The sequence below is a fragment of the Sporosarcina sp. Y838 genome (assembly GCF_056786515.1).
In genome coordinates this window covers 16530-28910 of the sequence record NZ_JBXCJD010000023.1, presented here as the reverse complement: position 1 = coordinate 28910, position 12381 = coordinate 16530, and the positions used below count along the sequence as shown (strand labels likewise).

The 12381-nt window shown below is 41.5% G+C and carries 12 protein-coding genes and 1 pseudogene; 2 read left to right on the top strand and 11 right to left on the bottom strand.

Features of this window, described 5'->3' with window-relative positions; genetic code table 11:
• Nucleotides 1-48: 48 nt before the first annotated feature.
• The 8 genes from nhaC to lepB form a co-directional block, all read right to left on the bottom strand.
• Entirely contained in the window at nucleotides 49-1437 is a 1389-nt protein-coding gene (gene nhaC / locus AC1TO4_RS17680; protein ID WP_482106362.1) for a Na+/H+ antiporter NhaC, read from the bottom strand.
• A 385-nt stretch (nucleotides 1438-1822) separates the two neighbouring features.
• The gene (locus tag AC1TO4_RS17675) at nucleotides 1823-2557 is read right to left on the bottom strand and encodes a thermonuclease family protein (protein ID WP_482106361.1); all 735 of its coding nucleotides are present in this window, start codon (nucleotides 2555-2557) and stop codon (nucleotides 1823-1825) included.
• A 33-nt stretch (nucleotides 2558-2590) separates the two neighbouring features.
• The gene (crcB, locus tag AC1TO4_RS17670; protein ID WP_482106360.1) at nucleotides 2591-2941 is read right to left on the bottom strand and encodes a fluoride efflux transporter CrcB; all 351 of its coding nucleotides are present in this window, start codon (nucleotides 2939-2941) and stop codon (nucleotides 2591-2593) included.
• Nucleotides 2938-3315: a fluoride efflux transporter FluC gene (locus AC1TO4_RS17665; protein WP_482106359.1), complete on the bottom strand. Its 378-nt coding sequence runs from the start codon at nucleotides 3313-3315 to the stop codon at nucleotides 2938-2940. The genes crcB and AC1TO4_RS17665 overlap by 4 nt, the downstream gene beginning before the upstream one ends.
• Complete coding sequence (locus tag AC1TO4_RS17660; protein WP_482106358.1) at nucleotides 3312-5468, bottom strand: ATP-dependent helicase; 2157 nt, start codon at nucleotides 5466-5468, stop codon at nucleotides 3312-3314. The genes AC1TO4_RS17665 and AC1TO4_RS17660 overlap by 4 nt, the downstream gene beginning before the upstream one ends.
• A 252-nt stretch (nucleotides 5469-5720) precedes the next feature.
• Nucleotides 5721-5909 carry a hypothetical protein gene (locus AC1TO4_RS17655; RefSeq protein WP_482106357.1) on the bottom strand — a complete coding sequence of 63 codons (189 nt, stop codon included), beginning with the start codon at nucleotides 5907-5909 and terminating at the stop codon, nucleotides 5721-5723.
• Nucleotides 5910-5972: 63 nt separating this feature from the next.
• Entirely contained in the window at nucleotides 5973-6518 is a 546-nt protein-coding gene (locus tag AC1TO4_RS17650) for a GNAT family N-acetyltransferase (RefSeq protein WP_482106356.1), read from the bottom strand.
• A 240-nt stretch (nucleotides 6519-6758) separates the two neighbouring features.
• Entirely contained in the window at nucleotides 6759-7286 is a 528-nt protein-coding gene (gene lepB / locus AC1TO4_RS17645) for a signal peptidase I (RefSeq protein WP_482100075.1), read from the bottom strand.
• Nucleotides 7287-7680: 394 nt separating this feature from the next.
• Here lepB and AC1TO4_RS17640 point away from each other — a divergent pair.
• Nucleotides 7681-7929: pseudogene (locus AC1TO4_RS17640) on the top strand (transposase); the annotation flags it as partial.
• A gap of 197 nt (nucleotides 7930-8126) precedes the next feature.
• Here the strand turns inward: AC1TO4_RS17640 and AC1TO4_RS17635 are convergent.
• The 3 genes from AC1TO4_RS17635 to AC1TO4_RS17625 form a co-directional block, all read right to left on the bottom strand.
• The gene (locus tag AC1TO4_RS17635; RefSeq protein ID WP_482106355.1) at nucleotides 8127-10127 is read right to left on the bottom strand and encodes a methyl-accepting chemotaxis protein; all 2001 of its coding nucleotides are present in this window, start codon (nucleotides 10125-10127) and stop codon (nucleotides 8127-8129) included.
• 162 nt (nucleotides 10128-10289) lie between these two features.
• Nucleotides 10290-10856, bottom strand: coding sequence for a histidine phosphatase family protein (locus AC1TO4_RS17630; RefSeq protein WP_482106373.1), 567 nt, complete (start codon nucleotides 10854-10856; stop codon nucleotides 10290-10292).
• 56 nt (nucleotides 10857-10912) lie between these two features.
• The gene (locus tag AC1TO4_RS17625) at nucleotides 10913-11707 is read right to left on the bottom strand and encodes an alpha/beta hydrolase (protein ID WP_482106354.1); all 795 of its coding nucleotides are present in this window, start codon (nucleotides 11705-11707) and stop codon (nucleotides 10913-10915) included.
• Between the two features lie 114 nt (nucleotides 11708-11821).
• Here AC1TO4_RS17625 and AC1TO4_RS17620 point away from each other — a divergent pair, with 114 nt between their 5' ends.
• A complete protein-coding gene (locus AC1TO4_RS17620) occupies nucleotides 11822-12334 on the top strand; it encodes a gamma carbonic anhydrase (RefSeq protein ID WP_482100078.1) in 513 nt (170 codons plus the stop codon).
• The last annotated feature ends 47 nt before the right edge of the window (nucleotides 12335-12381 follow it).

Below are 12381 nucleotides of genomic sequence, written 5' to 3'. Positions count from 1 at the left end.
CTACCTAATGAGGTATGCTCTCTCCCGTTACATAATTCTACTCATTCATCACTTTTCTACAGCCCGATAGGTCAACGTTTTCCCAGTAAATCCGAAGAAAACCGTTAATATAGGTGATAACAGGCAAAAGAATGCAAATGGCAAGTACTCCATCGTAGAGACGCCAAGTATTCCCGTGATGAAAATTCCGCAGACACTCCAAGGCACTAATGGATTCACGACTGTCCCTGCGTCCTCCATCACTCGGCTTAAATTCTTGCCCGTGAGACCCACCTTTTCAAATTGTGATTGAAATGCTTGGCCTGTCAGTAATATCGATAAATACTGTTCACCGATCAACACATTGATGCCAATTGCGGTTAACGCAGAAGCCGCAATCACAGAAGACGCTTTTTTCAATAGACTTTCAATTTTGGATAGCAGGGATTGAACAATCCCTAGCGTGAACAACAATCCACCCATACTAAGCGCTAATAATACTAACCCAACAGTAAACATCATACTTTCCATGCCGCCACGAGTGAGCAGCGCATCTATGTCCTCAATCCCTGTCGTTGAAACAAAGCCACTGAATAAGATTTTGAACACTTGTGCCGCGCTATAGCTTTGATGGAAAAATGAAATTGCGACCGCACTGGCGGCACTTACTGCCAATGTCAGTAGCGCAGGAACTTTCATGATTGTAAAAATAACAAGAACGACTAGCGGAATCACCGTATACGAATGAATCATCCCTGTCTCTAAAAGCCCTTCCTGGAAAAAGGCGATTTTATCGACTTCAGTCACCGTGGTACTCGGGGAAAGTATACCGAAGATAACCAATGAAATAACAAAAGCAGGAATTGTTGTCCAGCCCATATTTCGTATATGTTCGAATAAGTCTACGTCCACAATCGAAGAAGCAAGGTTTGTCGTATCTGAAAGAGGCGACATTTTATCTCCGAAAAATGCTCCAGAAACGATTGCTCCTGCCGTTATCGCCATTGATAGGTCAAGCACTGTAGCCATACCGATAAATGCAACACCGACCGTTGCAACCGTAGTCAAAGAACTGCCGATTGAAAGACCAATGATTGAAGTGACTATAAAAACAATTGCAAAGAAAAAGGATGGTGTGATCAAATTAAACCCTGCATAGATTAGCGTTGGAATCGTTCCACCCATCATCCAACTACTGATCAATATTCCGATGAAGAAAAACAGGAAGACCGCACTCATTCCGGCTCCAGCCCCTTCTACTAAACCGCCTTCAAGTTTACGGTAAGGCACTTTTTTGATCAGTCCATAACAGACCAATAACATTATGGAAAATAGAATTGGCATATGCGGAACTGCTTCAAATTTAACGATACTGACACTAATCATTAACACAATTGCTGCTACAAGTGTTGCCGCCTCTGCAAAAGTCGGCGAAATAATTGCTTTTATTTTAAACATGATGAAATCCTCCTCGATGGTTGAAAACTTAAAAGTACTTTTGGATACATAAAAAGCCCCTTCAATCCCTTGGAAAGGGACGAAGGAGCTCTCCGCGTTACCACCCTAATTGACGAACCAGTCCTGAACCGGCCATCCACTTCATTAGTCGTTGAGAAAATCGGATGGCGTACTTCATACATATTGCTGCCTGAATTTACACCTGCCATTCAGTCTCTAGCTGCTGCTCACAATTTGATTACTGGACCATCTCTCACATTTATTTAATTATTACTTTTAGTTATTTCGAATGTAATTGATTTGAATCTTATCATGTTACTGGAGCAAGTCAAGTGGATTACGAAAACACGAAATTGAGTGTTTTATCTAACTCTTAAACGAAATGTCAACGTTCACATGCAAAGCCATCTTTATCGCCATCCATTTTTTCGGAATATGCAGCATGGCCTTTTTTCACACCATTCGGATAGCTCTTGCGCAGTTCTGTACAATTTTTGAAAGATTCTCCAGCATCCGACACCGGCTTCTTCACGGCTTCCTTGTCAACAGAAGTTTCACTGTCAAATCCGCGATCTGTCGCATAATCTTCAAGTGTCCAGATACCAATTCCCGCTTTTTTCGCTTTTGCCTGCGCTTTTTCATAGGCGTCGAGATGTCGTGTGTTCGGCGGATAAACATACGCAACGCGGGCAAGACCTTCTTCAAGTAGCTTTTCTTGGACGCTTACACCATCAATGTAAATATAGGCAAGCAGTCTGTCATACTTGTCTGTTTTTCCGCCAATGTCAAATTCGATTTCAAGTTTCCCACTGTTCATAAGCTCCTGATTGCGCTCTTTTGCTTTGTCGCCGAATGGCTGCTTACCGAGTCGCGGATGATTCGTTTCCGGGGTATCTACGAGTAAATAACGGACATTTTGTTCTTTGCCTTCATACATAATTTTAATCGTATCGCCGTCGATTGTCTTTACAAGTTCGACAGGGATCAAATCCGAGCGGTTTGGTTCTGGGTATGTTTCCGGGAAGAACAGATTATATATAACTAAAGCGGCTAAGACAACAATGATACTGACGATACCTGACGGGCTTTTTAAAATTTTATTCACTTTTACCTTTGCCATATAACTCTTTCCTTTTCGTAAAAAAAATTAAATTTACGCTATGTAATAACCGAGGGCTGCCAGCGCAATTCCCCCCCCATATGTTAACAGCAAATACAGTACTGTTTGATGCTTTTTGTCATTTTTCCAAAGTTCGATTAGTTCTTTATTCATCGTAGAAAACGTCGTCAGTGCCCCAGCAAATCCTGAGACCAATAGCAATTTCACCCACAAAGGTAATCCAAGCCCTAAAATGATTCCAATCAGCAGAGACCCTGTCAGATTTACAAGCAATGTGCCCATAGGCAAGGTTTTTTCACCATTCATTTTAGAGGAAATGAAATACCGAGTGACAGCACCGAAAAAACCTCCGATTCCAACCATCAATAATTCAAAAAAAGTCATGGGCTCACCTTCTTACCGCCAAGATGAAAGCCGAGGACACCTGCTGAAATTCCACCAAATACACTTATAATGACATACAGTCCAGCTAGCAGAAATTGATCTTGTTCCACGAGTAAAACCGTTTCCATGCTAAAAGCGGAAATTGTTGTGAATGAACCAAGAAAACCAGTTGTAACTGCGGCTTGAAATTCTTTATGTGTTGAAAGTGAGCGAAAAGCACCTGCGAGGATGAAACATAATAAAAATGTTCCAATCACATTTACAGTAAGAGTCGAAATAGGGAATCCTGAATCGCTGGAAATGACTTGACCAATCGCCACCCGCATAATTGCACCAGTCGCTCCCGCCAACCCAATCCACAACAACTTTTTCATGTGGCAACTTTCTCAAGTAGCCTTAGAGATATCACAGTATCAAGGTCAAGCCTTTTCTCTGTTTCACCGAATTGAATATGAATTTCTTCACCCTCACGACGGATGATTTCACCATATCCGAAGACTCTGTGCTTAACTGCTATTCCGACTTTGAGTTCCTCACTATCCTGTATACCGTCAGGGTTAAGTTCAATCTCTGCTTTTGTAATCTTCATCGGTTTCTGGTCTTTTTTCACTTCTCCCGGTTTCAATAGGAGGCTTCGCACTTCATTCAGAAACCTCGAATCTTCTTTAGGTTTTCCTTCGTCCTGCCCATATGAAAGCAATTCAAGACGATTTTTAGCACGTGTCATGCCGACATAGAAGAGCCTACGCGCTTCCTCAAGCATTGCCCCGTCCCCTTCGTCCTCCTCTGATGGGATAATACCTTTTAGTAAATCAATCATGAATACACGTCTGAACTCAAGCCCTTTTGCGCTATGAAACGTTGATAATGTCACTGCATTTTCTGGGGCATTGAATTTAGCATTTTGTACAGCTTGTTCTAGTTCTTTCAAACGCGTTGCAAATTCCACCATCGTTCGGAGTTGTGATGCAATGCCTTCAAGCGTGTCCAAAATGCGTAGGAGACTATCGAATCGATAGCCGAATTTTTCGGCCCTACTTTTTAGTCCCGCCTCATAACCAAAATCGTTGCGAATTAGCTGAATTACTCGTTCAGGGCGCATGTCAGGAATCACAGCATAGCCTTTTTTATAGTCCGCTAACTTTTTAACTTGGCTGTCTTTCAACTCAACCGTTTGAATAAAGGCATCAAACACATTCCCCGTCGTTTCCGTATTTTCAAACGTAGTAAGCATGTTTCGTGAGATAAATAAATTCATTTTCATAATGATTTTTGCGAAAACATCTTTTCGTTCCACATTAAAACTGAGACGCATGAAATTCAGAATGTCTTCAACAATCCAATGCGAGAAAAACTTATCGTCTGCATCCTTCATATAAAATGGAATCCCCCGCCTGTGCAACTCGCTTACGAACATCGTCGAAGATGAGTTATTCCTGAACAATATGGCGATCTCATTCAAATTCTTTTCACCCAGCAGTTCGTACGTCACGTATTCCAACTGCTGTTTCGGGTTGTTCAGTTGTTTAATATAAATGGGTCCTAACTTGTCATTTTCAGTGTGCATTTCTTTTGGATAGCGTGTTTTGTTGCGTTTGATGAACTTCGAAGACATCTCCACTATCTCTTTTGACGAACGGTAGTTGCGCTCCATCATCAGCACTTGGGCGTCCGGATAGACACGTTTAAAGTCCAGCAGATAATCCGGCTCAGCGCCTCGCCATGTATAGATTGACTGATCATCATCTGCGACAACGCAAAGATTGCCATGATGCGCCACTAGATGCTCAACAATCTTGTGCTGAACAAGTGATGTATCTTGGCTCTCATCTGTCAGAAGGTAATCATAGAGGTTTCGAAAATGTTCACTTAGCTCATCGTCTTCCCGAAGTGCCTGTTCTGCAGTCGTCAGCATATCGTCGAAATCCAAAAGTAAGTGACCCTTTGTACGCATCTTATATTGTTCATACTTCTTTGCAATACGGCCCGCCTTTTCGACAGGTCCTTTTAGATCGTCCCATTTCCCAATAGGAATTAGCCGGTTTTTAATGGAACTGATGAATGTGGAAAGTGAAGCCAATTCGTCATCCGTGCAATCCTCTTTTAATACTTCTTTATAAATCCCTTTTAATAAAAAAGTTTTGTTGACTGACTGACGTCCTTTACCGCTTCCTTCAATCAGTTCATAAGTTGTACCGATTTTTTCTAAATACGTACGTGCAATGTTGAATGCCAAACTATGTATTGTCGAAAAGTCGACTCTGGAACTCAGTGGGAAAAACCGTGTAAAACGCTCTGTCATATCGCGCGCAGATGCCCGGCTGAATGTAATTGCTTTTATGCGTTTTGGGTTAATTTTCTTTTCTTCAATCAAATAACCAATTCGCATAATCATCGTCGTCGTTTTCCCCGAACCTGGGCATGCCAATAGAAGAAGCGGGCCTTCCGTCTGCGTTACCGCTTTCTTCTGCACAGCATTTAAATCTATATTTAGTTCTTTCTTTTTACGTTCGAAAAAGTCATTCATGGTATGTAACTCCTTTTACTTCAGCTGTACTTAATTTACCATAAGAATGCTTAATTGTAGAGGAATCCAGCGTTACCCAAACAAAAAGCCTTTACACAATGAATGTGCAAAGACCCTCTAAATTATCATCAATCACGCCTCGGTGTGATTGCGTCAAGATTTTGAATTGAGCTTGCTCAATTAACTCCCTTCAAAATCTGTGACATCCGCCGGAGGCTTTAACAGGGAGGAATTGAACTTCATTCCTCCCTGTTAAAATCCGCCCGTTTCGAGTCGGTCATTTTTCAAATCCTTTTTTCCTTCTCCGCCGCCTGTGTACTCAGTTGAAGCGACTTCGTTTGTATGACGCTCTTCATCTGAAAATTCTTTGCCAGTCGTTTCGGTTTGGTTCAAGCCACCCGTCTTTTTATCGGACATCGGCTTTTTTTCGTCTTGTGGCAATGTTCTTCACTCCCCTATTCGAGATTCGTCAGTAAAAATATACCCTCATCGGAGTGTTCTTATTCATTTAACAGACCCATCGTTATGGATTCGAGAAAACATTAGCGCGTCGTGCGAATGCCCATTTTGAAATAAATAACTGCGCAACTTTCCTTCTTCTATGAACCCATGTTTCTTCAAAAGTCCGATTGATGCATCGTTTGCTAGAAATGTAACTGCGCCTATCCTATGAAGGCCGAGTTCCGTGAATGAATAATGCAGAACTTCTTGCAGTGCCTCAGACGTAATGCCACTTCTCCAGAAATCTGGATGTATTTCGAATCCGACTTCGGCTCTTTTCATACCGAGTGCTAGAATATTTAAACCAATTGTGCCAACGAACTGATTTCTATCCTTCAACATAATTGCCCAGCGGATTCCTTTTTCCGTTTCAAAATTGGTCCTAAAATGCTGTATAATTTTGTCTGCCTGAGCCTGTTCGTTCATCAAGTCCATTCCATAATACTTAATTACTTCTGGATTTGAAAAAACCTCAAATAGCGCTGGTGCATGATCCGGTGTGACTTCAGTCAATAGAAGGCGTGAGGTTTTTAAAAGTGGAAATGTCATTAGAAACTCCCTTTCACGTCGTATCGAATTTCATCTGCTAGCGTATGCGGATTACACATTTGTAAATACACTTCTTCAGCAGGAAAAAGGTATATCGGACTTTCTTTTTCTGAATAAAATCATCAAGGTGAAAGACAATTGAACCTTCTAACTGTTGCTGCAATGTAAGAGCGTACGTAGTTTTCCCTGATCCACTACCACCGTCAATCCCGAGGATGAAAGAATGATTGGATTGATGCTTCACTTAGTAATTCCTATTTCCTGGAATGGGAAGAACCTGAATTTCACCGAACCCACAACCGACTTTTCATCAACGAAGCCAATGATTCTGCTATCTGTACTGTTTCTCCGATTATCGCCGAGGACATACAAATAACCTTCTGGTACTTCTACCTTCAAGTCCTGCGTTAATTTTTGTCCTTCGAAAACATTTTCTTTCATGTCTCGGAGATAGGTCTCTTCGTATTCTTCGCCGTTTATGTAAAGTATGTCGTCTTTCATGACAACTACGTCGCCCGGCAGACCGATTACTCGCTTGATGAAATCATCGTCAGAATTGGGAGCATGAAAAACAATCGTGTCAAAGCGATCAATCTTATATACCTTTGAAATGACGACTTTATTATCATTTTCAAAAGTTGGCAGCATCGATTGACCGGAAACAACTACCGGTGTAAAGAGAAATTGCCGTACGGAAATTGCAATAATGAAGACTATTGCTAATGATTGAATCCATGAAATAAGATCGCTTTTTTCTCCTTCTTTCATCTAATAACCCCCAACTCTTTTCGTTGTTTTTTATCTGCACAAAACAAGACTTCCCTTTTAACAACTACCTATGCTCTATATTCTATTCTTAATCCAATTTTCCTGCTAAACGTCAAAGTTCTTTTCTAAATTGATAAAGCACTGTCCGAAGACAGTGCTTACAGTCTTTTTTCTTTTACAATGGAATAAAGCCTGAAAAGTTGATTTCCGCTGCGAGCGGACGTTTTCCGCGGGCACGGCTTCAGCCGCTTCCCTCGCTGCGCTCAGTCCAGGGTCTTCAGCTCGCGCTGTTCCCGCAGGAGTCGCCGCTCTCCGCTCCAATCAACAGTGTTTCCTAAGTATCAAATGAGGTGATGGATATGATGACGAAGAATCAAATTCATGAACGGGAAGCGCAAGATGCACAAACAGTAAGAACCAACAAAAGCTAATTCAGCGACACATCTGGCAAGACTATCTGGATGTAGTGGGAGACTTTAGACACCACTATGAAATCAAAGAAATATATGGGAAGCGAAAAAAGACGGTCGAACGCGTCTTTGCCAATGCCAAAGAGAAGCATGGTATGCGATGGACAACCCCTAGAGGGCTTTTAAAATTGTCTATACAAGCGATGCTAACTTTCTCTGCCCAAAATCTTTAGAAGCTCGCCAACCGGACCTAGAAAAACGCCAGCTACGGCGTAATTGAAATAAAAATAGTGATAGAATATGGCTATTTTTCGCAAACAAAACATTAAAAAGACAAAAGGGCTGGAAATCAATTTGATTTCCAGCCCTTTTGTCTACAGTCTGAAGCACTGTCCGTAGACAGTGCTTTGTTCAGTTATGAATGCTATTTTTAGATTTTGAAATGACTGATTGCTTTATAGAGGTCGTCACTTAACTCCGACAATGTGTCCGCGGCTTGTGCCACCTCTTGGATTGCTCGAAGCTGTTCGTCTGTCGACGCACTAATCTCTTCACTTGCAGCCGCTGTTTCTTCAGCGGTTGCCGCCATTGTTTCAATTGTCTGCATGACCGTTTCTTTATGCTCAACTACTTTATTGACCTCATCGTAGACACTACTAATTGACTGCTCTAACTTATTCATCAGTTCGGATATATCACCGAACGTCACTTGTGTAGCTTCTACCACTTTTCCTTGTTCCTCGAATGTCGCTCCCGTTTCTCTCATTTGCATGGAAACTTGACGAGAACCATTTTGAAGCTCCATAACAGTTGCTTTCACTTCCTCTGTAGCTCGAGCAGATTGTTCTGCAAGTTTACGCACTTCATCCGCTACCACAGCAAAGCCTTTACCATGTTCGCCCGCCCGTGCGGCTTCAATGCTCGCATTAAGTGCCAGCAAGTTCGTCTGCGTAGAAATTTGAGTAATCGTTTCCATCACGACTCCGATTGCTCCGACTTTTGTTTCCAACTCACCAACGACATCCGCCATCGACTGTAGGTTATTCTTCCAGCCATCGAACGATGATTGCAGTTGATTGACTTGACTAAGTCCGCTCTTATTGACTACCTCAGCTTCCTTGGCAATCCCTGTCATAATACTGGCTTTTTCTTGGATTCCAACAATTTGATTACCTAAGTGGTCGACCGTTTTCGTAACGTCTTCAGTATCATGCGCAGACTTTGTTGCACCAGACGCAATATCATCAATTGCTCCAGCCATCTGCTCACTTACGGCATTCGTCTCTTCCGCGGATGCACTTAAGCTTTCTGCAGCGAGACGGACTTCATTGACAGAACTGTTTACGAGCGTAATTAAATCTCTTATTTTCGAACCCATTGTATTAAAATTAGTTGCCAGTTGACCAAATTCATCTTTGGAGTTCACTTTGGCATATGCATGTAAGTCCCCATCAGCCATTTTGTCCATTGCCGATTGTAACGTATAAAGAGGTCTGATAAGCCGTGATATAAGTATCCACAAAACAACAATGACGGCCAATTCTGTAATAAGCGCAATGATTAAAATTAGATTGCGTGCCTCAGTTACGGAACCTTTTATGGCACCTACATCATAAACCGTTCCAATTTTCCAATCAAAACCGTCCACCGTCTCATAAACACCAATCTTTTTTCTACCATTTTCAGTAAACTCGATTACTCCGTCTGTTTTCCCATCTGTATACAGTGAGGCAACATGCTTCTCTTCGATGCTGCTCTCTCCTTGTGTAACAGGATGAACGACAGCTACGCCTGTTGCATCATAAATGAACTGGTAACCATCAAAGCCAGGATCCGTTTTGCCGATTCTGTCAGATAGAGATGTCAATAGAAGATCGACCCCAATTGCTCCGACAAATTCGCCATCTTTCATTATTCCTTTTGTTACCGTTATGACGTAGCCGCCCGTAAATGCGTCAATATAAGGATCTGTCCAAATGACTTCGTTAGGACTTTCCTTTGCCAATTGATACCATCCTCGTGAAGTCGGGTCATATCCTTCCGGCGGAGGAGTGTCTCCAGAAAGTTTTGTATGCTTATTTTCAAATCCAAAAAAGATTGCTTCAGTTTCAGATAAATTATTTCGATAACTTGAAAAAGCATTATCTATCCCTTTGTCTAACGTTGCCGTTACATTTTCTTTTCCAGTTTGTGTATCGATATAATCAATAACGTTACTGTTTTCTGACACCATTCCTAAAGCATATTCATATTGCATCAGAAAGTTATGTATTGAATAATTCATTTCTTTAATAGTGACTTGACTGTTATTCAATACATTTGCGGTAGCATTTTTCTCCATCTGCGTACTGACAACGCCATAAATGAATAAAACCGAAACAAAAAATAGTAAAAAAACGCCAGCTACAATTTTTGTGCGAATTGATTTCATCCTATTTCCCCTTTTCATTATTCCTTTTAGTTCAAGTATAGTCTAAAAGACACTAAGACTGAAGTATTATTTTATTATTTGAACTATTCCAGAATCGCATCGCATCAACGGTTCAGATAGTATTTTTCCTCAAAAAAAATAACGCCATTAGCTGGCGCTTTGTTAATCAACCATTTGTAAATGCTTCGTACAATTAAATAATTCGCACATGTTTCTTTCTTCTCGAAGCTCAATGATTGTAAGTGAAGTATTTTCAAGATTTTCTCTCAAGTCTTTATGGGGAACTAGTTCGTTGATCAAACGGCCGAGAAATCCGCCGTGACTAACAACTAGGATTCTTTTTCCAGGATATGCCGCGTTCATTTCCTTAACAAATTCCAAACCGCGTGAGACAATTTCCTCTTGCGGTTCGAACCCCAGTTCAAGCTTTCTCCACGAATGACCCCATTTTGCAACGCGCTCCGTTTCCGTCATTCCTTCGATTAAGCCGCCCCCTGATTCACGCAGGCGGTTGTCAGCGATCAGAGGAATTCCAATACTACTTTCAGCAATGATTTCTGCTGTTTTTGCTGCCCGCATTAAGGGACTTGTGTAGATGAAATCCCATTGTTCGCTTGAAAGCCTTTTTGCCACTCGGTTAGACATTTCAATTCCTTCTTCGTCAAGCGGGATATCAGTACTCCCTTGAGCACGTCCTTCTTTATTCCACGTAGTAACTCCATGCCTCACAAATCCAAAAGTCGTAATATTAAACTCTCCTTTGCTAGAAAAATTCAATGCAGTTCTCACACGACGTATCCAACAGATCTCAGTACATTATTCATAAATGACTCCGTATATAAGTAAACTTCTTCTCGTTCTGGTTCCTGATAAATATCATGGTACAAATGCTTCCATTGCTTGTACTGTAATTCAGATAGATCTTGCCTAATGAGCCACTTCTTCACAGTGGAGGTATCCGTAATTTTATCTTCCTCCGCAATGTGCATTAAAACTGGAGTATCATGCATGTTTCCTTCGTGCTGTACCACCAATTTCATGAATGCCTGTAACTCTTTGTACCAAGATACCGTGCTTTCAGTGCCATAATTCTCATCTGACCGTATTTCTTCATATAACTCACTGTTACGAGTCAACATTTCAACATCAATTTCATGATCCAGCTTAGTAGAAGATGAAAGTTTAGTCAGTACGTTCGAAAATTTCGGCGGTTGGTGACGCAGCGCCAACCAAGGCGAGCTGAATACAACTCCTGCACACTCAATTTTCTTTCTTTGCAAAAGACGCATGACGAACGTCGCACCCATTCCATGTCCTATAATAAAAAAAGGGAGATTATCACCGAGACCGACCTCTATTAACTTTTCCACATATTTAGTGTATGTATCAACCTGTTCGTTGTGGATTTTTCCTTGGCTTTCTACTCCGTGTCCAGGTAAATCACCTGCCACGACATGGAAACCACTATTCCGAAGCTTCTGAATTAGCCAAGCATTTCTACTATGATGTTCGTACACATTATGAACGATCGCCACGACAGCTTTAGGCTGTCCTTCCGCTTCCCATTTCCACACGGTCATCTTCCCCTTACCTATTACATTATTTTCTTTCTATTGTTTAACTCTTAACCTTCTATAAAATCCTAATCTTTGTTACGATAATTATACACTACATAAAGAAATGAGGAGAGTTGAATGATTTATCCCTACAAAGATAAAACACCCGTAATCGATCCATCCGTATTCATTGCAGATTATACAACAATTTCTGGAGATGTAACAATTGGTGCCGAATCGTCAATCTGGTTCAATACTGTGATTCGCGGTGATGTCTCAGCTACAATTATCGGACGTAAAGTGAACGTGCAAGACTTGTGCTGCCTACATCAAAGCCCGCACTCTCCACTAATCCTTGAGGACGAAGTGTCGATTGGACACCAAGTTACTCTACATAGCTGCACTATAAAAAAAGGGGCGCTGATTGGCATGGGCTCCATCATTCTAGACGGGGCTGAAATCGGCGAGGGGGCATTTATTGGAGCGGGCAGTCTAGTACCGCCCGGTAAGAAGATTCCACCGAATATGTTAGCACTCGGTTCACCGGCAAAAGTTGTTCGGGAACTGAATGAAGACGACCGTGCAGATATGGAAAGAATTGTTCGTGAATACGCGGAAAAAGGGCAATATTATAAGAGTCTACAAAAGTGATGTATTGCCGCCATTGATTGGCGGCTTTTTTTATTGAAGGATAATAA